Raw genomic sequence first — 21,868 nt, 5'->3', positions numbered from 1 at the left:
GTGCGGTTATGAATTTTTATTTAGGGACACGTCGCCTGTTTTCGAATTTGACCTGCGTCACTCCCTTGGGATGGACGTTCGCCTGTTCGATCCGTTTATGTAACTGTTTCGCCAGTTTCGCACGGACTTCTGCCGTCGCGGGATCAGTTCCCAGGTTCTTCATTTCAGCAGCGTCGGTGGTGTGATCGTAAAGTTCGACGCCCTGTTTTCCGTCTTCGCCCCATTCGGTATAGCGGTAACGGGGAGTCCGCAGGCTGTAGCCGTTCGCATATTGCGTGAAAGCGGAATCACGCGATGACACGGAAGCATCCTTGAGCGTTGGTACCTGGCTCACACCGGCAGCCGAAGCGGGGGCTTTCATCTCACACAGCTCGGCCAGGGTCGGATAGAAGTCGACCATCTCCGCGGGAGATTCCGCGGTCTGCCCTTTCGCCAGTACACCGGGACCGGCAATGATCAGCGGAACGTGTGTTGCGTTTTCAAAGAGTGTCGTCTTTTGCCAGTGACCATGCTCACCCATGTGATAGCCGTGATCGGAAGTGAAGACGATGATCGTATTGTCTTCCAGTCCGCTTTCTTTCAGAGCATGCAGGATTTTTCCCAGCTGCGCATCGGCGAAAGTGATCGACGAGTAATACGCCTGAATCGCCTGTCGTGCCAGATTGTCTGGCAGGTTAACCTGATTTTTTTTCCGTGTGACCGACTGACGGGCCGGTTTGGGAATCGTATTGAGATATCCATCAGGAATCTGCGGGACATTGATCTGATCGGTGGGGTATTTTTTGAAATAATCTTTGGGCGCAACATAGGGAGTATGTGGCCGATACAGACCCACTGCCAGGAAGAAAGGCTGTTTACTTTTCGCAAACTTTTTGAGTTGCTTGATGGCGATATCGGCGGCAATGCCGTCGGTCTGTTCTTCGTCGGTCCCGTCTGCAGCGAGCCAGCTGAGCGTGCCTCCAAAACTGCCGGGAGTCAGGCTGAAGATCAGGTCTTCATCATCCACGTCCCGGCCGCGGGGATTGAAGGTCTGATTCCACGAGTAGGGATCATCGTGTCCGCCGGTTCCGATGTGCTTGGGAACATTGTAATGATAGATCTTACCGACCCGGGTGGCGAAGTAGCCGTTATCGCGAAACATCTGCGGAATGGTCTTCACATTGGGAACGTGCTCGCGAATGTAGATGGCATTGCGATGTACGAGCGTCTGGTCAGGGTACATGCCGGTCATGAAGGAAGCCCGACTGGGACCACAGAGGGGGAACTGACAGTAAGCGTTCTGGAAGCGGACTCCCCGTTTGGCCAGCTTGTCAATATTGGGGGACTGTACCTGTGGATGTCCGTAGCAGCCCAGGTCGCAGTTGAGATCGTCGCAGATCAGAAAGAGAACGTTGGGTTTGGAATCAGCTGCGGGAGCGATTGATGTCATTGTGAAAAACAGAACACTGCACGCGAAAGCGAACAGTAGAGATCGACCGAGGCTGTGGATCATGAAACTTCTCCATAATGATTGATGAATATTCAGTGTGAACTTCTTCTTATCCTAGCAGACTCGCGGACCCGTTTCAGTAAGGAATCCCGGAATGCAGGGGAAGATTTTGACAGAGGAGTCTCGCCTTGATTTTCTTATTCAATAAGGGGTTTCAGCTGAGTCAAACCTCTCTGTGAAGCCCTGGTTAAATTCTGTTTTGATTACTGCTAAACAGTATTGATTGCAGGTGAACCAGAGTTTACTCTTACGAGTGCTCATAACGATTTCATTGAAGGCTGTTTTCATGTCTGAGACCACTGTGATTGAATGTCCACACTGCGGCGCTACATTTAAAGCAAAATCCAAAGCTGCGCTGGGGAAAAAAGTCGCCTGCCCCAAATGCCAGACGCCGTTTGTGATCTCCCAATCTCCGTCTGCTTCCCGAAAAACAAAACCGAAACTACAGAAGGCCCCTGCGAAGCAGGATTTCGAGAACGATTTGTGGGAAGAGGACGATGAATACGAAGAGCGCCCGGCTCCCCGCGAACGATCAGGCCGTCCCCGAGGGAGGGCGGCGGGGAAGCCCCAACCGTCCGGAGACTCCATGAAATGGATCGGCCTGGCGGTCATCCTGGTGATCGTGGTGGGAGGCATCGGTCTGATTGCCTTAAATACGGGATCTTCGAGTTCCAAAAAGCCCTCGGAGAATCTCGCTGCGAAACTGATGACTGAGAAACAGTCTGACGATGCAGTGGCCGAAAAAGAAGAATCCGCTGCCGCGGAAATGGAAGTGGCCAGGGCCGACACAACAGAGCCTGCAGCTGCTGAGGAGAAGCCTCAGGCAGCCATTGCCAGTACGGTTCCGAAGGAACCTGTCGCACCGATGGCGGATCAGGGGGCTGCGGGTAATCAGTCACTCACACCCGCCCAGGCAGCGGAGTCGCATCTCCTGGTCTATCAAATCGTCAAACTCGATGATTCGATCGCAAACTCGATCAGCAAAGCGGGCCAGAATTTGGAATCAACGTATGACCATTTATCAAGGAGTCTTGCCAGGACAGTGGACCTGGAACTGCAGCTGGCGAAAATCCCTTCCTATCTGTCTGGATCAACACAGATCGATCTGGAAAAGAAACTCCTCAGCCTGCAGGCGGATCCCCAGATCGCGAAGCAGGTGTCCGACAGCATCAACGACAATTCTGAGATCAAGATTCAGATTTCGGAAACTCCCGAAGTTGTCGCTCTGGAGCTTCCTGAAGATGAAGGTGATGATCTCGATTACAAAGTCGATTTCGAGATCAAGGGAATTGATGAATCCATCTCGAAACAGCTTGTCGCCAATCCGGCTGCCGGGGCCAGCGTTCTGGCACAGATTCTGAATCATCACCTGTCACAGTCCATTCCGGAATATATTCCCGGTACCCTGAAGGTCGATCTGGAATCTCTGAAAATGACCGTCCATCTGACTCGATACCCAGAGTCGTATCTCTATTCACGAATTAACAAGATCCCTTCGATTCCCGTGAATGTGGCCCCGATCCCCAATACCATTCGGGAGTTGAGAACTCCCGATCAAATCAAGCCGACGCAGGTGACCTTTAAGATCCAGGGCTTTAAAAGGTCGCGACTGATTCGTTTAGACGTTGGGAAATCCTATAACCATGACAGAGGGAGGGTCTATAGCGGCCTGTTGTTTGCCTTGACGAAAATCATTTCCGGATATATCCCTGGCTCGCTGGATGTGAATTTTGTAGATGAGACCGTGACATTTCAACTGGATCACGAGCCCGGCCCCTCTCTGTCTAAACGGATCAATGATGCTTTTTTTAATGTTACGCTCCTGTCAGACCAGCCCATCAAAACCGGTCCGCCGGCCCCCCCATTTTGCACCCCGGGGCGTCCGAAACAACTCGTTGTTTTACGGGTGACTGAAACAGAATCTTTTGGCAGATTACTTACCAGTGAGCTCAATCCAGATGAATTAAAGAGGGAACTGGCCCGGGCTGCTTTGAGGATGAACTCCCACTTTAAGGGACATCTCAGTGGCTATATCCCGGAATCGATTGAAGTGGATCCAAACCAGTTGCTGATTGCCTTTCAAATGGATCGGACTCCGCCGGCAGACCTGGCAAACATGGTCAATTCCCTGTTCTTTTTTAGTTTTAAGGTCGCTGATGAGATCGTCGCCGTACATGACGTGCAGTACGATCCGGAATCCTCTGAGAAGACACTCTATTTCCAGTTCGCCAATCGAAATGAATTCGGGCCGCGTAACGATCGGGAATATATTCGGGATAAAACGGATGGGGTTTTAGCATACAGGTTAGATCGCTACATTCCCAACTCACTCCAGATGGACTTTGATCAGGGAACCTTCAATATCAAAATCCGGATTGGCGGCAATGAGCAGAGTGAAATCCGTATGATCACTGAATCGCTGGGGAATAACAAAATCGATGCCACGTATGTCAAAACCGACCCTCCCCAGGGGAAGGGTAACGCCCACCCGCGCGGGATTGGTATCGTTGCTGGGGCCGGGGCGGGAATGGCTACCGGTTCCTCCGGCAAGCAGGCGGAAGGCAAGCACCTGAAGGTGACCATTCAATACGGACTGTATGCCGGCAAACAGAACGTCGCCCGCAGTGCACGTACCGCGTTAGACGGATTTGCCTGGATCGATCTGAAGAGTATCCAGATCGATGAAGCAAAAAAGGAGATCACGTTCCAGACGAAAGGGGAAATGAACCTTCCCGCACTAGAGCGGCTGCTGAAACGCCAGAAGTTTTATCAGTGCGTTCTCAACACCGAGGCATTACCCGATCCGGCGTCAACGGAAAAATAAATCCAGCAGGCTGGTCAGCTCTGTGACTGGGCAATGAATTTTTCCATCAGCTTCAGCGTTTCGGGGCTGACGTGGTGCTCAATGCCTTCGGTGTCGGTGGCTGCGGTCTCTTCACTGACACCCAGCGCCACCAGAAAACTGAACACGATATCGTGGCGATGCTTTGAGTCCTTCGCGAGCTTCGTCCCTTTGCTCGTCAGCTCAACGGGACTGTAAGGTTCCGTCGTGACATACCCGTCCCGCTGCAGGCGACTCACGGTCCGGTTAACGGTCACATGGCTGACAGCGAAGTGCTCCGCCAGATCCTTGACCCGGCAGACTCCCTGCTCTTCGATCACGTCAGCGATAGCCTCCACATAATCCTCGGCTTTTTCCGTGGCATGATCCACACGCGTGCGCTCGTGCTGATTCTTCGGTTTCTGTTTTTTGGCCATCCTGTCTTGCCTTTGGGGTTCTGAAGATGTGGAACCCTATCTTAACGGCAACAATCCTGATTTAACAGTCTGTCAGACGCGAGAATCTTCACGGTAATTCAGCTCAAGTAAAACAGCAACATCGGCATCATACTACGGCAATACTGGACTGTATTTGCAGGGGCTATCTGTCTTGAAGCGGATGAACTACAGATGTTTTTCCACAAAGGCCCAGGCCGAGGCATCATCGAATTCGTGCCCCCCTTCAAAGATCACATGCTCGAAGCGGTCTTTCAGATTGAGCTGTTCATAGTAAGCTTTCGCGCGGGGCGCCAGTTGTTTGCCCATCTCGCGGTGTGAAGCACGATCTTTTGAACCAGCCTGAATCTGAAATGCACGCGGGCAGATCAATGCCACCAGGTCGGCGTCGTTGAACAGTGTCATCCGATCCATGAAACGGAAATCGCTGGGGACCGAAAGTTCGTCTTCTGCATAGCGTCCCTCCTGCACGCCGTAATAACAGCTGCAGACCGAAACCTTGATCCGTGGATCGACGGCTGGAGTGACCAGGGCGTAATAGCCGCCGTAGGAGAGACCAACCATGCCGATCCGGCTGGCATCGACTTCCGGGCGTTTGATGAGTTCATCGATGGCGTAGGTGATCTTGGCGATTTCGACGGCAGTGATGCTGGTACCGATGAGCCGCATCCGGTCGTCAATCTGGCGGCGGATGTCTTTGGGAAATTCATCCGCACGGAACAGATGCTGTGGTGCATAGACAATATACCCCCGCTTGACCGCCCCGCGGACCATGTCATGATAATTGGCACCGCCGTTGAACAAAGCCACTTCCGGCGATCCCCCGCCCCCGTGCATGGAGATGATCAGCGGGGCTTTGCCTTTCAGCGATTTCGGGAGAATAAAGATGCCCTCGGAATGGACGCCCGGCAGAATCGGGAACATTGCCCGGTAGTAGACGCCGATGCTGTCTTCACCAATCTGTTTATAGGTGGCCGGCTTATCGGGCCGCTTGCCCGGCGGTGGATAGCCGATGCTCTCATTGAACGCGGCCCGGTAGGGTTCCGCAGATTTTGCAAACGCCTCTGGTGAAGCAAAGTCGGGCTGAAACAGTTTCTTGAACCGGCTCTGGTCAGCCGCCATCTTCTGAATGTAGGCATCCAGCTCACGCGCCTGTTCATTGCGGAGCGGATTGGAGTCGGCAACATTCTGATTGAAGTAATCGGGCTTTTTAGAATCAGATTGTGCACAAGCCAAAGTGGGAAGGAGACTAAACAAGAGAATCAGGGTGGACGCTGCTTTCATGACACGCGGTCCTTTCAGGGGATGTTGTCGAATCAAGGGAGAATCAGCCGAAACAGTCAGCGGGTTGGTTCTTCTGATTCTAACCGGCGGGATGCCCTTCGTCTATCGGGGGCAGGCTGATCAGAATCAGACCGGAAACAGGAAGCAGTACAATCCCACTGATCATGGGCAAGCTTCTCTCGGATTTCCCGACAGTGCAGCGGGTCTGAACATTTCCCACTTCAAATTCACTCTTCTCTCATTCACTGCGTGTGCCACTGTTGGCTTGCCCAACAGTGCTGATGCTCTAACGGGGCGAGCACCGCAAGCAGGAAACTGACAGAAAAATAAAACGAACGGTTCTTTAATTCTCCTTCTCATCGAAACGGTCTGTGTGCCATTGATCGGCTTGCCCGACAGTGCTTTTGGAATGATCATTTCCCACTTCACAAATCCTCCCTGACTACTGAATAAACTGGACTGGACTCGCACCTGCGTCTGACCAGAATGCCTGGTTATGCGTCGCGCGCGAGCAACGAGTTTTTTTACGGGAACAATCAGAACCGATGACACAAACACACCATAAAACCCTCTGGTTTCAGCACGATTTGAAAAACAACTGCTCATCGATGCACTCCGTTTCTGGTCAACTTTTACCACTTATTACCGTTTATTACCGCATAAGTCCCGCTTAAATCCATGAATCACACGTTCTGTCACAAGATCCCGCATAACAGAGGAAAGCAGATCAATCAAAAAACACCAACCGCCTCCTGAGCGGAATGGCGCTAGCCACCGGTGATATCTCCAGCGTGGCTAAAAATTACCGGCGGCTAGCGCCTTGCCGCTCAGAAAAGAGTACAGGCAACGCAATCTTATCCTCGCGAATGATACAAGGGGCAACCCTGCGTGGTTGCCCGCCCCATGCGATCAGATCAATCAAAATCAAAGGGTGTCCCCGAATGCAATTCGGGGTGGTGCAGACAACAGGAAACTGTCAGGGCCCCCGTTCGATTTCCGCAGACCATCCCTGACTTGCATTCGATTCAAAACAGAAGCGATCCCATTCTAGCGATCGGCGCGTCGCCAGCGAGCTGAACCTGCATCACTACCTGCCAAAGAACAGGAACAGTATCCGGACAGAATTCCGATACAAAACCATGCTGCCCTTAGAAAGAACATTCAATCCCCCGGGGCTCCCGTTTGATATGGACCACAAATCCGTCTTCCTTAAGAGTGTAGTAGTCACCAGTTGATAATTGTGTATCGTAGGCATAGACCACTTTGAGTTGGGGCATCTGTCGCAGGCTCTCCAATACCTTGGCAGTGATTTTCGTATTTGACAACTCCAGTTCCCTCAGGCTGGGGCAGTCAATCAGATGTTTGATCCCTGCATCAGTAATCTCTGTGTTATTCAGAAAGAGATGCTCCAGGTGTTTGAGATTTGTCAACGGGATCAATCCCGCATCGGTGACGCGCGTGTCGTCCAGCTGTAAATCGGTAAGCAGCTCCAGGCGCGCCACCTGTGCAACATGCTGGTCATGGTAGTTGTTTCCACTCATATACAAGCTATCAAGCAGTTCCAGTTCGGATACAGATTTCATTTCCTCAGGGGAAAAATTCATTTGATTAATGGTGAGAGCGGTGAGTTTTTTGAACAGGGATAAGTGCCGCAGTCCCTGGCCGGTGACTCGCGTTCTGCTGAGATCGATATGCTCCAGTCTGTGAAGTGCGGATAGTTTCATCAGGCCTTTGTCGGTGACAGGCGAACCACTCAGGGTCAGCCCCGTTAACTGGGGGAATTCTGAAGGGGCACAATCAAACAGCTCTCCGGTAATTTTCTGATCTTTCAATACGATCAAAAAGAGTGACGAACAGTCTTTTAATTGATTCAGTCCGGCATCAGTAATGGAACCGCCTGAAATATGGAGAATTTTGAGTGGAAAATGGATAATCGAGTCAAGACTCTGGTCTGTCAGTGTGGTGGGGGTCTCTTCATCTCCCAGAGTGAGCTCCATTAAAAAAGGCTGCTGGCCGAAGGACTCGATGAATTCGTCGGTGACCTGAAACTTTCCTTCGCTGGGAATCAAGATGTAGCTGATGGTTTCAGTAAACGGTTCCAGTTCCGGATACCAGGCCAGACAGTAGCCATTGGGACAATATCCGTGGCTGAATAAAACTCTTCCGCCATGACTGCGGATCGAATCCACCAGTACTTTCGAACGCCAGCGACTCACTAAAAAGGGAGTCAGGCAAATCAGAATCGCCAGCAGTAACAGAGTCAACAGAAAACGAAAGTTGAACCTGGACCATGTGGTATGGCTGTTGCTGTTGCTGCGGGAGGCTTTCGTTGTGTGTTGATTCAACATGACCTGTTTCCGGTGGCAGTTCTGCGGTCTTATGAACCAGGATATCTTCAACAGGGGAGAAGGTATTGATTAATCGTTCAAAAAACGATCGCCATTCAGACTAAAACACTGCAGGGAGGAATCAGCTTGTTTACTCATTGTGTGCCACTGTCGGCTTGCCCGACAGTGATTGGAGAATAAATATTTGATTCTTCCGGTTTAATGTGTTTGAAGAAAGAATCCCCAGGGAAGTCCGTGTATTGTCGGGAGATCGGGATCAATGAATTCACCGTTACTTTCATACCAGCGAGCACTAGACCATTTCCACTCTCTGCTTTCTGACGATAGTTTTCGCTTCACTGGATTAAGATGAATATAATTTACTGCCGATTCGACTGCTTTCTTTGAAAAGAAATTACGATCAAATCCAGGGCCCTCTAACCAGAATCGAAAAGCCGATTTTCCAGGTCTGGTCCTGATGGTTAACTCAGTTAATAGTGGGGCTTGTTGTTTCGTAAGAAGCTGCTTTATCCGGTATGAAAACGGACGTTTGATGGCAGCAAGAAATCCATCGATTTTACAGTCGTGAGCAGTCGGATAGACGAGTAAATGCACGTGCTCAGGCATAATTACAAATGCAATCAGATGAAATTGATATCGAATCAAAGCCTGGTCTATGGAATGGCATAACATCTTTTTCCAGACCGGGTTTGTTAGCAGTGGTTTCCTTTGATGGCAGGAAAATGTCAGTTCGTGACAATCACCAGGCTCGTGAAAATGCTTGATTTGTTTTCGGTGAGTGTGCATCTCATTTCCGACGGAGTAGGTTTCTTGTAATCACTGTCGGACAAGCCGACAGTGGCACACGACATCTAATGGCACACGACTTCTAAAGGCACACGACTTCTAAAGGCACACGACTTCTAAAGGCACACGACTTCTAATAAACATTCGATGGTTATTCCTGTTGCACTTTCCACAGCAGCTTCCCTTGCCACATCTGCTCTCACGGCGTCAACCGCGGAATACCAATCGTCTGGCCGTAGACCTGAGAGAGCTGCTCGACGGTCAAGCCGTAGGCCCGCTGCAGGCTGTCCTGCCAGGTGAGGCCTTCCTTGATGCCATTGAAGAAGAGTTTGAACTGTTCTGGACTGGCTTTGAGCATCAGCTGGATGATGGCACTCGCGGAACCGTACTGCCAGCCGTCGAGGCGATCGTTGTTGAAGAACTGTCCGCCGAAAGTGTGTGTCTGTCTCAGGCGGGCGGCGGCTTCGGTCTGGCGGAAGCGGACCTCTTTCGAACTGGGGACAACCATCATCGCGATCCAGTCGGCGATGCCTTCATTGATCCAGGTCGGGATCGGGACCGTCGACTTGTAGCGGTGGATGTAACCGTGCGCTGTTTCGTGCACGAGGACCGCAGCGAAGAAGTTGGGGTCGTTGCCCCGGTAACAGGAGACGATGACCTTGCCGTTTCCATGCGAATGACAGAGGCCGATCGCGTTACCGGTTTCGGTACGTTTATAGAATTCCTGTTCGAATTCCAGAAAGGCCTGCTTGGCCAGGAAGGCCACCACGACTGCTTTGCCGCGCCAGATGTTGTGCCCCGGTTTGAACCCGAACGACTGCCCGAGCATTTCATTCATTTTGTCGAGTTTGACCAGGTACGGTGCGACCTGCTTCGCGGGCATGTCGGTATAAAACAGAAAGTATTTCGTTTCGTAAAGCTGCATGTTAAAGCCGGCAAAGTGCTGGCCGACCTTTTTCAGAAACTCTTTGTATTCGTCCACATATTTGAGTTGTTCATCTTCGGGGATTTCTTCCCAGAACTCTTCATTGGACGACCGCAGTTTTTCGGAGATGGCGGCATTTTTTCTGGTCAGGTCTTCGACCGCCGCTGATTTGAGCGAGGGCAGGTACTGAAACTGGTAGGTTTTGTCGTCGACTTTCATCTCAACCAGGCGGGGGGCAAACAGACGCTTACCGCGGGTGGCGTTTTCTGCTTTGACCTCCATGGACTTGATCTGGCTTTCGTCCCGCCCGGTGTAGAACCGGGTGATTTCGACGTTCGATTCTTCTTTGCCGTTGGAGGTCAGCACATTGGCTTTCTTGCCGATCAGTTCATTCAGTTCATCTGCGGAAAGCGCGAACTCAAGTGCAGCCGCTTCGACTGTGTTTGAAGGCTTGGCGCTGAAGCGGGTTGCGCGTTTTTGTGCTGCAGCCGGATGCCCACAGAGAAACAGGGATAATGCCAGCACAAAGGTGTGGGCAAGAACGGATACAGGGCGAGGAACCATCATGAGTGCTCGCTTTCTGATTTGAGATAAGAAGTGACATCCTGAACTGGTTATTTTATTAATGGTGTGCCAGCCAGGTACAGCTGTCAAGTAGTGATGTCGTGAAATGATCGGAAATCGACCAATTTCAGTCTGCTCAGTGGAGAGATCGACGACTCAAACTGGATTCCGGGGCGGATGGGGACCGGTTTTATTTTTTTTATGATATGGGATAATCCTGTTCAGTCTGCTGGTTTTTATCAGACACCCGGGGTAGAATCGATAACTGCGGCAGAAGAATCTGACCAGTTGTTTTGGCAGGGGCCGCAGTTTTATTTAAGAAGGAAGCTGAAATACGATGGCTGAAGGTACAATCAAGAAGGTGACGTCAAAGGGGTTTGGATTTATCGACACGGGAAATGGCAAGGACCTGTTCTTCCATCTCTCCAACCTGGAAGGTGTGTCATTTGAAGAACTCTACGAGGGACAACGCGTCTCCTACACGGAAGGCATGGGAGAAAAAGGACCACGGGCAGAGAATGTCAAACCGATCTAGTTCGGTCAGGACATCAGGAAACACGACAGCCGGCGCAACCACGTCGGCTGTTTTTTTGCGCACATGGGTCAGTCTGATACGCGGTGCGTGAATGTTTAAGCGAGCCGCAACCGCTGACGGGCAAAGTCGATCGCCTCGATCAGCGCGTCGATATCTTCCGTCGTGTTATAGAAGCATAGACTGGCACGCACGCTGGCAGGAATCTTCAGGTGCTGATGCAGAGGCATCGTGCAGTGATGCCCGTGCCGCACCGCGATTCCCCTGCGGTCCAGCAGCGTCGCCAGATCTTCAGGATGTGCACCTGCAATATTGAAACTGAAAATGGCACCGCGCTCTGCGAGTTCCTGGGGACCGTAAATTTCCAGGTCGGGAACGGCCAGCAGTTTCTCCAGGGCATACTGGCTGAGGTGATGCTCCTGCGCTTCAATCGCATCGAAGCCGAGTTCGGTGACATAATCGATGGCGGTGCCTAACGCGATTGCCTGGGTGATGGCGGGAGTTCCCGCTTCGAAACGGGCCGGCAGGCGAGCCCACTTTGATTCGTCCAGATGCACTTCGGAAATCATGTTACCCCCAAACAGAAACGGGGGCAGATTTTCCAGCAGTGCCTGGCGTCCATAAAGCACGCCGATCCCCGAGGGACCGAAAATCTTGTGCCCTGAAAACGCCAGGAAATCGATTTCACTTTCGACCACGTTCACAGGCAGGTGGGGCACACTCTGGGCGCCATCGACAAAGAACAGTGCGCCCGCTTCGTGAGCCAGTCGGGCCATCTCTTCGACCGGATTGATCGTCCCCAGAACATTCGACATACCCGTGACGGAAACCATTCTGGTTTTGGCAGAGAGCAGGCTTTGGTAGTGTTCGAGGTCCAGTCGTCCATCCGGAGTGAGTTGAATGAACTTCAGCACTGCCCCCTGCTCCTGTGCCACGACCTGCCAGGGAACGAAATTCGCGTGGTGTTCCATTTCATTCAGGATGATCTCATCGCCTGCTTTGAGGTAATGTCTGCCCCAGGCCTGGGCCACGAGATTGATCGACATCGTTGTGCCGGAAGTGAAGATCACTTCTTCCGGGTGTTCGGCTCCAATGAAATTCTGAATGCGGCTGCGGGCGGATTCCATTTCTGTCGTCACACGGTCGCCCAGCTGGTGTACGCCGCGATGCACGTTGGAATAATATTGTTCGTAGACTTCCGAAATTTTATCAATCACCACCTGGGGACGTTGCGCTGAGGCACCACTGTCCAGATAAACCAGCGGTTTTCCATTGGGGAGTGAACGCTGCAGGATGGGAAAATCGTTTCGGATGGCTGAGAGATTGGCGACCATGATTGTTTATGTCTGGTAGAAGTTAATAGAACAGCGGCGATGTAACAGGAATTCTAACAGGAAACCCCGTAATGAAAAGGCTGTCGCAGCAAAGCAGCTACCGGGACCGTGTTCTGGTCAGGACGACAGTTCTGCTTTAGCAGGACCATCAGAGGGACACATTCCAGACGTAATGTGTTCAGGGCAGCCTGTTGACCTGGTACTGATCAGAGGTTTTTCCGGCAGGTCCTGAATGCCCGCGGGAGGTTCATACCAGCTGCACCTTGACTGACTGCCGAGGGGAGAATGTGTATGATCTGAACCAGAGGTCGCTTACTTTTTGGGAACGAGTCGCTGCGCTTTGGTGACTAAATAGCAGGGTTTCCCCATACGATCCTGTCGGGAGCCATCAATGTGACCATCGATGAGGACCACATCACCGTTTTTAAACCGGTTCAGTTTTCCCTGGTCGAGCAGTACGATGTTGCCACCGAATTTATCCGTTCGATCGGGGGTCGCGTTGTAGGTGATGTTCCAGCTTTTTTCCTGCTCATCGAATTCTACAATGCCCCGCAACCAGCGGTAGCTCTGGCGATCGTAGCTAAACGGTGAGGGAGCCTGTCCCTTCGCTGGGGAAGCACCCCCTTCTGAAGGAAATTCAAACGAAGCCGGCTGGAATTTAGCGGGAGTCATGAACTGTTCAGAGCGAACCAGCTGCGGACCGGAAACAGGCATCTGATGGTCAGCATGACTGACCTTGCCCTGAGAGGGTCTCATCGTTGAACTGCTGTTCGGCCCGAAGGTGTCGTCATTACTATTACCGGGGAACGGGTTGTCCTGATTGCCAGGGAAACTGTTGTTCTGGTTTTCAGGGAAGGTGTTCTCATTCCCGGGAAAGCTTTGGACCGGCGGCTGAAATTCCTGGCTGCTGTCGACGGAATTCTGATTGAAAGTATCATCGGGGACACTCTGGTTGGCGTTGAATTTTTTGGGATTCGCTTCGAATGTGTCCGCGCCGCTTTCAAAACTCTGCTGCTGCACCGGTGAAGGAACACTGAAGCCGCTGTCGCTGTTCTCCTGGAACTGATTGTTCGCCTCGGGGAACTGCTGGGGCTCATTTCCGGGGAACTGATCATTGCTGCTGGAACCGAACTGATCGTTCATCTGAGTGTTGTTCCCCACAGGCTGGGGGTTCTTATTGCTCTGGAACTGATCGTTGGCCTCAGCCGGGAAGGGATCGCTCTGGGGAGGTTGAGAACTGTTCTGCGGAAATGTGTTATCAACCGGTGGATTACTCGATGGGATCCGGTTGGGATCCTGGTAGCTGGGAACCGGTTGGCTGTCCGAGGGGCTGCTGAAGCCGCCACTGGGATTGGTATTCCGACCGGATGCGGTTGAGTTGGCATCGAAGGGCGCATTCATATCCGAACCAGAGGGGCTGTTGAGCGGCTGTTTCCACTGGGTATCAACGCCATCATAGTTGGTATTGCCGGGATAGGAATTATTCAGGGCCTGAGAACCATTCGAGGGAAGCGCACCCTGCGGAGGGGGAACGGGCTGTCCCAGTTCAGGCTGAATCGGATAATTCCCGGGAGGGATGGAGCCTTCAGGCACGACCGTTCCGGGAGGCATCTGTTGATAAGGACCGGGGGCGCCATAGGGACCGGGATAAGTTCCACCATAGGGGTACTGATGGTGGGGATAACAGCCGGAAGCAGCGCAACATAACAGAGCGCACCAGCTGGCAGTGATTAGAAATCGTCTCGACATGATTGGGTCCTTATTGTTCCAAATGATTTCCCGGATGAGATTGAAGATCTGCAGGAAGGGAAAAACTTATGGACGGGGTACTCGTGGAACCTCAGGTTTCGGGCATCTCTGTTTCACATACAGCGGGGATTGATGTGATCGGTCTCTGCGGAAAGACGCGAACAGAAATGACCTGATTCTCCAGCAAGCGTGCGGGATTTTAGGGAATCTTGATTATGTGTCTATAGCGAAACTGCGATTCTCAAGGTCCGTCTGCAAAAGTTGGCAAGAAAATGGGGCCCTGGTCTGACTTTGCGTTTCCTTTTTGTAATCTTTACAATAAACATTGCCGTTTTACCTCTAAAATGTATCTGTCTCAAAGATTCTCCATGCCCTCACCTCAATTAAAACTCCCCACCATCCAGAACTGGAACTGCCATAATTGTGGTGGCTGCTGCAAACAGCATCAGATCGAAATCACGCTGGAAGAAAAAGAGCGGATTGAAAAACAGCGCTGGGAGGAAGATGACTCGATCCCGGGAGGCAAACCGGTGATTGTGAAAATGGGGCTCACGCCTGCCAGCCAGCGGTACCGCCTGGCACACCAGGAGGACGGCTCCTGTATCTTTCTGAATGAACAGGGGCTGTGTCGCATTCATGCCAAATTCGGGGAGCCGGCCAAGCCGCTGGCCTGTCAGGTCTATCCGTATGCCTTTCATCCGGCGGGCAACGATGTCGCCGTCAGTCTGCGGTTCAGTTGTCCTTCGGTCGTTTCGAACCTGGGGGAACGGGTCGATCGACAGGAAGCAGCGATCCGCAAGATCGCCAACCAGGTGCTTCCCAAACGGTATCAAACGCCCCCCGCACCAAAGTTAACCGCACGGGAATCGGTCGGCTGGCCAGACACCTTGAAAGCGGTGACCGCGTTAAGCCGCTTCTTTGCCGATAAAGAGATCCCGGTGCAAACCAGTCTGATCCGGGCACTGGGCTGGATGGAACTGATTGAGCAATCCCGGTTTTCCATCATTCAGGGAGAGCGTTTTACAGAGTTTCTGGAACTGATTACCCAGGCGGTCGATCAGGAGCTCCCCCCCGATCTGGAACTGCCCCGCACCCCTCCCGGCAGACTGGGGGGAATACAATTCCGACTGCTGGCGGCCCAATATGCGCGGAAAGATACTCATGCGGAGGCAGCCAAAGGACTGGGCAGAAGGATGTCTCTGTTGATGTCGGCGTTAAAATTTACCAGGGGCAAAGGAGAGGTTCCCCCTCTGCAGGAGCGGTTCAAGAGTGTCCCTTTCGCAGCACTGGAAGAGCCGTTTGGGCCACTGCCCGAAGAAAGCGAAAAATTATTCTCCCGCTACTTTCGCGTCAAAATTCAGGGGCTGCATTTTCTGGGAGCCGCCTATTACGACATCCCGTTTGTAGAAGGTTTCTATCATCTGACGCTGATGTTTCCGTCGATTTTGTGGATTGCCCGCTGGATCGCGGCTGGGGAAGGGAGGACTGCGTTAACGGCAGAGGATGTGAATGAGGCGATGACGATTGCCGATCATCATCATGGTTATTCACCCGTGTTTGGCATGCCCCATTTTCGCAGTCGAGTCAAAACGTTATCACGTTCCGGGGATCTCAAAAAACTGATCAGCTGGTATGGTCAGTGAAAGGAAAGCGGGAACTCTTCAGGTGTCGTTTTTGAGCTCGACCCCTTTCCAGAATGCAATTCGGTTTTTGAGCTGTCCGTATTCTTTTTCCGGGTTCAGATAGTACCACGCTGCGTCCCGATTGACTTTGTCTTCGACGACCACATCGTAAAAGAATGCTTTCCCCTTATGGGGGCTGGTTGAGGTGGAAGTGCTCTTTTTGAGAAAGAGTGCATTCACCGACTCCAGGGGAAAATAAACGTCCCCATCCACCATGACCGTGTCATCGGATTCCACCAGGACCGCCTCATTCCAAATCGCTTTTGGCACACCGAACTCCTCATCGTTAAGTAATAACAATGGACTGATTAACGAAATGAGAATGGTACTTCAGTGAGGTTGCCCACATAAATCCTAGTCAAGTTGACCGGGAATACTATCAAAATTTTGAAAAATTTTTTCTGAGGGCCGGGATCTGTTTTCCGGAGGCGCCCGAGTTTGATCCCGGGAGAGATTTTGGTGTGATGATTTCAGAAGCTGTCTGATGCTTCAGGAGGCATCTGCCGCGGGCTGAAAGAGATAATTCCCAATTCCCATTGCTTGCGTTTGAACATATTCTCGGAATTGAGGGTATGGAGAAACGTCCCGTTCTGACGCTGATAGGAGATCAGGCCACCATCCTCAAGTTCAACAATATGAATCACTTCCTCTGGATGCGCAGAGGGATGCTGTTTGATTTCGACCTCGTCTGTCCCGATTAAATCCTCGACCGAGAGCTGGGCCTGGCTTTGAGGCAGCGTAAAACGCCCCTGGGTATCCGGGATTTTTTTCCATTGAAAACGTTCCAGTAAATCGGCGACTTTCATACAAACACGCTGTCGAACTGATCCTGTAATAACATATCAAAACTTACAAAAGAAAAGACTCTCACCGGAGTCTACCGGCTAAACCTGGAAATTGAAAGGATGCGCGCTGCAGGTATTTTTTGGGGGCAGCGCGCAAAAAAAAATGATGTTTCTCAATATGAGAGACACCATTTTTCAATTTTTTATCGCAGTTCAATTCAGATTCGATTGTTGAAGGACGCTCGTGGTTGTGAAGTCCGTCCGAGGGAAATGATTCCCTCGGACTTGACATTCACGATTATTGAAGCTGCCCTTCGGACCTGATTAACCAATCCCTTAGTGCGGGGACTGCGGTTACTTTCAAATCTGATTAGTTGCAGCAAGACTTGGGTGACGGAGCACAGCAAGTCGGCTTGGGAGCTGGTGCACAGCAGGTAGGAGCTGGAGCACAGCAAGACTTCTTAACTTTGCAGCAACGAACTTTGACTTTGCAGCAACGATCTTTGCAACGGTTGAACAGTTTTCCGCAACGGTCTTTGCAACCACGCAGGAAGCTACCTTTGAACAGTTTGCGGTGACCGCAGCAGCTGTCGCAGGTGTTGCAGCAGGACTTAGGAGCAGGTGCACAGCAAGACTTCGGTGCGGGAGCACAGCAGCTTTTTGGTGCAGGTGCACAGCAGGCCTTCGGTGCAGGAGCACAGCAGGTCTTAGGAGCAGGAGCACAGCACTTGGGAGCCGGAGCACAGCAGGTCGGCTTGGGGGCACAGCATTTCTTAGGAGCTGGGGCACAGCAAGTAGGAGCAGGAGCACAACATCCTTTACCCAGGAAGCCAGCGGCTTCAGCGGATACACCAGCACAACAAACAACCGCCAGGGCGGCAACGTAACTTAACAATTTCATTTAGGCAATCTCCAAGGATTCGCTTCGTGGACGGTCGTGAGGTACTCAGTCTCGGTTGATTCAGATGAGGTTTTCTAATCAACCTCGGAGTCCATAGCCTCACGTAATTAAAAAGGTAAACCTGCATATTTTTTCGGCCAGATCCTCCGAAGAGTTCTTGAATAAACATAAAATTGTGGTCCTGACCTCCAAAGTGGGTCCTGAAGGGGTACCTGTATCGATTATGACGGCCACTGGCTCCGAAAGGCCTGGTCTCTACCACAGAGAGACACAAAACAGACAGGTGTACTGGCGTTCTGCTGGCGATGGGTTGTCTGTCAGATCGGCCAGGAATCAAGAAAAAACAGTCAGCGATGCCGTTCTGGTCACTGGATATGAGTTGTATTCATCGCGCCCCTGTATACGATTGAAGCAGAGAAGGAATGCGAACTGTTGTGTGACGATTTGTGCAGTTTTCTGGCCGGAGTAGGAATCTCATGAAAAACGTGTTTGTTCTGGAAGAGCGGACACATATCGTTTCAGAACTGCGCTGGCAGTTTGAAGGTCAGACTGAGTGGTCGATCACAGGGTTTTCCTCAGAGCAGGCTCTATTCCAGCAGGCGACGCAGGAAAATTCCGACTCCCTGCTGGCCATCCTTGATTTCAGTGCGGGTAAAACGGTCTGTTTACAGTTTTTACAGAGATACCAGGGGGCACACTCCCGGTTCCCGGTGATGGTCTTTTCGCCGGATCCCTTACAAAATCTGGAGTGGGCCTTACGTGAATTAGGAGTATTTCATATACAGAGTGGAGAACTGGAGCCGGAACGAATCGCAAAAATTTGTCGCTGGCAACTGGTACCTGACCCGCAAAAACGGCAAACTCACCTGCTGACGACCTGTTTTACCACGCCTCATCCAGAAGAACCAAAGGGTGAGCAGGGGGCGTGACGGGATTCCTGAACTGAAAGGTCCTGATCCCCTCCCCGAAAGAAGCTTATAAGTTATTGGAAAGTAAACTCAACCGATGTCGAATTCTGAATTCACTGAAGCAAATCTGCAAAATTGTCTGAACGATCTGCAGGATCCCGTTTTTCATAAACCTCTGGCAAAAAGTGGCCTGCTGAAGTCGATCAAACCAGGCGATGGCGGACAGGTGTCTGTCCAGATTGAACTGCCTGTGCCTTCCTATCCGCTGCAGTCAGAGCTGACCGAGTCAATTCGCGATGCCATCCAGAAAGCGTTTCCGGACTGCTCGGCCGTGGAAGTTGAGTATTCCATTAATATAAAAGGGAAACAGTCGGGAGCGCGGCTGGGACTGAAGGTGAAGAATGTGATCGCCGTTGGTGCCGGTAAGGGGGGCGTGGGTAAAAGCACGGTCGCCGCCAGCCTGGCTTTTGGTCTCAAACAGTTTGGTGCGCGCGTGGGACTGGTGGATGCAGACGTCTACGGACCCAGTATTCCCCATCTGGTGGGGACCAGCGAAAAACCAATGGCCCAGGAATTCCAGGGGCGCGACGGGCAGACACTCACGCGGATCATCCCCGTGGAAGCGGATGGTTTGAAAGTCATGTCGATGGCCTTCTTTGTCGAGCCCGAACAGGCTGTGATCTGGAGGGGCCCGATGCTGCACAAGGCCATCACCCAGTTTCTGCAGGATACGGAGTGGGGAGAACTCGACTATCTGATCATCGATATGCCGCCGGGAACCGGTGATGTCTCCCTGACTTTGTCACAGTTGCTGGAGCTCGCGGGGGCAGTGGTGGTCTGTACTCCGCAGCAGGTGGCACTGCTCGATGCCGTCAAAGCAGTGCAGATGTTCCGACAGGTCAAAATTCCGGTTCTGGGAATTGTGGAAAATATGTCGGGAGAAATTTTCGGACAGGGGGGCGCGAAAGCCCGGGGAGAAGAATTACAGATTCCCTTCCTGGGAGAAATTCCCATGAATGCGGAGATCCGGGAAAAATCGGATGCGGGTCAGGTTTCCCAGCTGTTGACTGAAGACCTGGCGTCGACGGCCCCTCTGCTCAAGGTCGCTGAAACGACCGCCATCGAAATTGCCCGCACCCTGCTCGAAAACCCGACAGAGCCGGCACTGGAAATTTTGTGAGTAGAATGACAAGTAACAGTTTGAGGTCAGACACATCGACACTGATCAGCTTTGTCAGCACGTTATATATAGTACAGAGTGACCGAGAGAATGGATTCCGATGTCAACCCGACAGAATTCAAGCGTACAAAACACCGATATGAATGAGAATATGATCACCATTGACGAACTGCTGCAGGAGTTTGAATTTCTGAGCGACTGGGAGGAACGCTGTGACTTTCTGATCGATCTCGGTTTTGAACTGCCCCCCATGCCCGATACGGATAAAACAGAAGCCAACCGTGTGCATGGCTGCCAGAGTATGGTCTGGTTAACGACCGAGCTGCAGGAGTCCGACGGGCGTCAGATTCTACAGATCACGGCTGACAGCGATGCCCTGATCGTCAAAGGTCTGATCGCTGTGCTCCTGGCGATTTACCAGAATAAAACGCCGGATGAAGTGCTCAAGATCGACGTCAAAGATTATTTCTCCCAGTTGCAGTTGGATAAGTATCTCAGCACCCAGCGGAAAAACGGACTGATGGGCATGGTCGAACGCGTTCAGCAGAAAGCACGACTGCTCGCAGAAAATCAATGATATTTCAGCACGGATGACAGTCTGGTTTAAGGCGCAGCCTGCTTCGGCTCGGGCAGTTCCAGCTTCTCAAACGAAAGCTCAATGGGCGCGGCGGTGATCAGCGTCGGTGCCAGATAAGTAAACTGATCGGGATTCGCGGAGCCGGGCAGCCCGGTGAAGCGATACAGCACGCCAATTTTGCCGGTGCTCTCCAGTGTCGTCTGTGAGGATCCATCGAGCCAGAATTTTTTCCCCTGGACATCTTGCAGGTAGGCCCGGTTATGGTAAATCCAGGTCCGATGCGATTCGAATGCGGGGCCTCCATAATCATAGCTTAACGCGATCCGTACGGTCAGATTCTGACTGTCGGGCTGTTCGTTCCGTTCGGCTTCCACCAGTTCCACTGACACATTTCCCCGCCGCCGGATGGCTCCCTGTGAATGGAACAGATCCCGAAACTTAATCGGCAGCGTTTCTGCAGCCAGTTCCATTTCCAGGTTTCCGTGCACCTGAATTGTTTTGGGACGCTGACCGCTCTTCAGGATCCACTGCATCGTGAACTTCAGATTTTTACCCCCCTCTCCCAGCGGAAGCTCATATTTGGCACCGGGGTTATAAGGAGGCAGAATAGTTCCTTTCGCTCCCTCCGCTTTCAGTTTGCGGGCAGCGTAGCTCAGAAAGAGTGGTCGTAAACGGGGTTCCACCTGAATTAAAAACGTAATTCGCAGCAGTTCCTGATCTTCACTGCCCGCCAGGGGACGGCACTGCAGGTGATCAATCGAAATCCGAAAAGGCCCGTTATAACAGACGGGTTCCTGCACTTTTGCGGTTTCAGTTGTGGAATCAGAACGCAGTTGGAATTGCAGTTGGTCCCGGGGACCATTAATCCGGTAAGTGAGTGGCAGCTTGACGGTCATCTCATCAATGACTTTCCAGAATGGCGTCTCGACAAACTGAACTTCGATATTTTGCTTGAGTTGAGATTCGGTCAGCTGCGTCCAGTCCAGCTGGTTCTCAGTCTGCCGGGCGATTGCCTGCAAAACCTGTTGCAATGAAAAGCGGCCCTGCAGATTGATGCGGGAGGCCTTGATCGAATCCCGGGCGGCGCGTTTTTCGATCTGCAGGCGGACCCGTTGCAACGCCTCGCGCACGGATTGACTGGAGATGAGCTCCGGTGCCGGCAGTAACGAAAGTACCGGTTTTCCCAGTTCTACCAGTTCGAGCTCCGCCCGCTGACGGACCATTCGCTGGTTATCATCCAGCTGTCGAATCAGTTGCATGACCTGCGCTGAAATCGTTTTCTGTTCTGCTGGCCTGTCTGTAGCGGGCTGAGCTGACAGTGCTTCGATCGACAGACACTGCAGAGCGAGCAGGAACAATCCGGCGGTCAGGCGGGTCCGTAACACGTGCTGTCTTCCTGTTGAGGTTTAATAAAAGAGGAATCGTTTCAGAGTCTGCTTCATCTTCTCTGTCTCTATTGTAACCATTGTCCAGTGCAGGAGAATCCCGAAAGGCAAAGTTCGCCAGCCAGAGCATCAGGTAGAACCGGTACGTTCCTTGAAGTTTTAC

The 21,868-nt window shown here is 51.9% G+C and carries 16 protein-coding genes and 1 pseudogene; 6 read left to right on the top strand and 11 right to left on the bottom strand.

Going from position 1 to position 21,868, the window contains the following annotated elements; translation table 11 throughout:
* Nucleotides 1–16 precede the first annotated feature (16 nt).
* A complete protein-coding gene (locus Enr10x_RS24080; RefSeq protein WP_145113742.1) occupies nucleotides 17–1,492 on the bottom strand; it encodes a sulfatase in 1,476 nt (491 codons plus the stop codon).
* A 283-nt stretch (nucleotides 1,493–1,775) separates the two neighbouring features.
* On the opposite strand from Enr10x_RS24080, the gene Enr10x_RS24075 reads away from it, so the two are divergent.
* Nucleotides 1,776–4,313 carry a hypothetical protein gene (locus tag Enr10x_RS24075; protein ID WP_145451609.1) on the top strand — a complete coding sequence of 846 codons (2,538 nt, stop codon included), beginning with the start codon at nucleotides 1,776–1,778 and terminating at the stop codon, nucleotides 4,311–4,313.
* A gap of 14 nt (nucleotides 4,314–4,327) precedes the next feature.
* Here Enr10x_RS24075 and mntR read toward each other — a convergent pair.
* The 5 genes and pseudogenes from mntR to Enr10x_RS24050 form a co-directional block, all read right to left on the bottom strand.
* Nucleotides 4,328–4,756: pseudogene (gene mntR, locus Enr10x_RS24070) on the bottom strand (manganese-binding transcriptional regulator MntR); the annotation flags it as partial.
* Nucleotides 4,757–4,933: 177 nt separating this feature from the next.
* Entirely contained in the window at nucleotides 4,934–6,049 is a 1,116-nt protein-coding gene (locus Enr10x_RS24065) for an alpha/beta hydrolase family protein (protein WP_145451608.1), read from the bottom strand.
* A gap of 1,148 nt (nucleotides 6,050–7,197) precedes the next feature.
* The gene (locus Enr10x_RS24060; RefSeq protein ID WP_145451607.1) at nucleotides 7,198–8,397 is read right to left on the bottom strand and encodes a leucine-rich repeat domain-containing protein; all 1,200 of its coding nucleotides are present in this window, start codon (nucleotides 8,395–8,397) and stop codon (nucleotides 7,198–7,200) included.
* Between the two features lie 198 nt (nucleotides 8,398–8,595).
* Entirely contained in the window at nucleotides 8,596–9,183 is a 588-nt protein-coding gene (locus Enr10x_RS24055; protein WP_145113731.1) for an REP-associated tyrosine transposase, read from the bottom strand.
* A 199-nt stretch (nucleotides 9,184–9,382) separates the two neighbouring features.
* Nucleotides 9,383–10,675, bottom strand: coding sequence for a hypothetical protein (locus tag Enr10x_RS24050; RefSeq protein ID WP_145451606.1), 1,293 nt, complete (start codon nucleotides 10,673–10,675; stop codon nucleotides 9,383–9,385).
* Between the two features lie 334 nt (nucleotides 10,676–11,009).
* Between Enr10x_RS24050 and Enr10x_RS24045 the strand changes: the two genes are divergently transcribed.
* Entirely contained in the window at nucleotides 11,010–11,207 is a 198-nt protein-coding gene (locus tag Enr10x_RS24045) for a cold-shock protein (protein WP_145113727.1), read from the top strand.
* A gap of 95 nt (nucleotides 11,208–11,302) precedes the next feature.
* On the opposite strand, the gene Enr10x_RS24040 is transcribed toward Enr10x_RS24045, so the two are convergent.
* Both Enr10x_RS24040 and Enr10x_RS24035 read right to left on the bottom strand, forming a co-directional pair.
* Nucleotides 11,303–12,538, bottom strand: coding sequence for an aminotransferase class V-fold PLP-dependent enzyme (locus Enr10x_RS24040; RefSeq protein ID WP_145113725.1), 1,236 nt, complete (start codon nucleotides 12,536–12,538; stop codon nucleotides 11,303–11,305).
* 312 nt (nucleotides 12,539–12,850) lie between these two features.
* Nucleotides 12,851–14,287 carry a hypothetical protein gene (locus tag Enr10x_RS24035; RefSeq protein ID WP_145113723.1) on the bottom strand — a complete coding sequence of 479 codons (1,437 nt, stop codon included), beginning with the start codon at nucleotides 14,285–14,287 and terminating at the stop codon, nucleotides 12,851–12,853.
* A 368-nt stretch (nucleotides 14,288–14,655) separates the two neighbouring features.
* Here Enr10x_RS24035 and Enr10x_RS24030 point away from each other — a divergent pair, with 368 nt between their 5' ends.
* Nucleotides 14,656–15,930 (top strand): YkgJ family cysteine cluster protein, encoded by a 1,275-nt coding sequence (locus Enr10x_RS24030; RefSeq protein ID WP_197996209.1) that lies wholly within the window; start codon nucleotides 14,656–14,658, stop codon nucleotides 15,928–15,930.
* An 18-nt stretch (nucleotides 15,931–15,948) separates the two neighbouring features.
* On the opposite strand, the gene Enr10x_RS24025 is transcribed toward Enr10x_RS24030, so the two are convergent.
* On the bottom strand, nucleotides 15,949–16,239 hold the full coding sequence (locus tag Enr10x_RS24025) for a DUF427 domain-containing protein (protein ID WP_145113719.1): 291 nt from the start codon (nucleotides 16,237–16,239) through the stop codon (nucleotides 15,949–15,951).
* 200 nt (nucleotides 16,240–16,439) lie between these two features.
* Nucleotides 16,440–16,775, bottom strand: a complete 336-nt coding sequence (locus tag Enr10x_RS24020) for a hypothetical protein (RefSeq protein ID WP_145113717.1) — start codon at nucleotides 16,773–16,775, stop codon at nucleotides 16,440–16,442.
* A gap of 1,356 nt (nucleotides 16,776–18,131) precedes the next feature.
* Between Enr10x_RS24020 and Enr10x_RS24010 the strand changes: the two genes are divergently transcribed.
* From Enr10x_RS24010 to Enr10x_RS24000, 3 genes are all read left to right on the top strand, one after another.
* Nucleotides 18,132–18,584, top strand: coding sequence for a hypothetical protein (locus tag Enr10x_RS24010; RefSeq protein WP_145113714.1), 453 nt, complete (start codon nucleotides 18,132–18,134; stop codon nucleotides 18,582–18,584).
* Nucleotides 18,585–18,660: 76 nt separating this feature from the next.
* Complete coding sequence (locus Enr10x_RS24005) at nucleotides 18,661–19,743, top strand: Mrp/NBP35 family ATP-binding protein (protein WP_145113712.1); 1,083 nt, start codon at nucleotides 18,661–18,663, stop codon at nucleotides 19,741–19,743.
* A gap of 100 nt (nucleotides 19,744–19,843) precedes the next feature.
* Nucleotides 19,844–20,320 (top strand): SufE family protein, encoded by a 477-nt coding sequence (locus Enr10x_RS24000; protein ID WP_145451605.1) that lies wholly within the window; start codon nucleotides 19,844–19,846, stop codon nucleotides 20,318–20,320.
* A 26-nt stretch (nucleotides 20,321–20,346) separates the two neighbouring features.
* On the opposite strand, the gene Enr10x_RS23995 is transcribed toward Enr10x_RS24000, so the two are convergent.
* Nucleotides 20,347–21,705 (bottom strand): hypothetical protein, encoded by a 1,359-nt coding sequence (locus Enr10x_RS23995; protein WP_145451604.1) that lies wholly within the window; start codon nucleotides 21,703–21,705, stop codon nucleotides 20,347–20,349.
* Nucleotides 21,706–21,868: the final 163 nt, after the last annotated feature.

The organism is Gimesia panareensis, from assembly GCF_007748155.1.
Lineage (GTDB): Bacteria > Planctomycetota > Planctomycetia > Planctomycetales > Planctomycetaceae > Gimesia > Gimesia panareensis.
The sequence above is the reverse complement of the archived record's forward strand: the minus strand, read 5'-3'. Positions and strand labels throughout refer to the sequence as shown.

Excerpts from the sequence above, each read along its gene's own strand:
- Enr10x_RS24080 (WP_145113742.1), bottom strand. The coding sequence starts at position 1,492 with ATGATCCACAGCCTCGGTCGATCTCTACTGTTCGCTTTCGCGTGCAGT.
- Enr10x_RS24075 (WP_145451609.1), top strand. The coding sequence starts at position 1,776 with ATGTCTGAGACCACTGTGATTGAATGTCCACACTGCGGCGCTACATTT.
- Enr10x_RS24065 (WP_145451608.1), bottom strand. The coding sequence starts at position 6,049 with ATGAAAGCAGCGTCCACCCTGATTCTCTTGTTTAGTCTCCTTCCCACT.
- Enr10x_RS24060 (WP_145451607.1), bottom strand. The coding sequence starts at position 8,397 with ATGTTGAATCAACACACAACGAAAGCCTCCCGCAGCAACAGCAACAGC.
- Enr10x_RS24055 (WP_145113731.1), bottom strand. The coding sequence starts at position 9,183 with ATGCACACTCACCGAAAACAAATCAAGCATTTTCACGAGCCTGGTGAT.
- Enr10x_RS24050 (WP_145451606.1), bottom strand. The coding sequence starts at position 10,675 with ATGATGGTTCCTCGCCCTGTATCCGTTCTTGCCCACACCTTTGTGCTG.
- Enr10x_RS24045 (WP_145113727.1), top strand. The coding sequence starts at position 11,010 with ATGGCTGAAGGTACAATCAAGAAGGTGACGTCAAAGGGGTTTGGATTT.
- Enr10x_RS24040 (WP_145113725.1), bottom strand. The coding sequence starts at position 12,538 with ATGGTCGCCAATCTCTCAGCCATCCGAAACGATTTTCCCATCCTGCAG.
- Enr10x_RS24035 (WP_145113723.1), bottom strand. The coding sequence starts at position 14,287 with ATGTCGAGACGATTTCTAATCACTGCCAGCTGGTGCGCTCTGTTATGT.
- Enr10x_RS24030 (WP_197996209.1), top strand. The coding sequence starts at position 14,656 with ATGCCCTCACCTCAATTAAAACTCCCCACCATCCAGAACTGGAACTGC.
- Enr10x_RS24020 (WP_145113717.1), bottom strand. The coding sequence starts at position 16,775 with ATGAAAGTCGCCGATTTACTGGAACGTTTTCAATGGAAAAAAATCCCG.
- Enr10x_RS24010 (WP_145113714.1), top strand. The coding sequence starts at position 18,132 with ATGAAAAACGTGTTTGTTCTGGAAGAGCGGACACATATCGTTTCAGAA.
- Enr10x_RS24005 (WP_145113712.1), top strand. The coding sequence starts at position 18,661 with ATGTCGAATTCTGAATTCACTGAAGCAAATCTGCAAAATTGTCTGAAC.
- Enr10x_RS24000 (WP_145451605.1), top strand. The coding sequence starts at position 19,844 with ATGTCAACCCGACAGAATTCAAGCGTACAAAACACCGATATGAATGAG.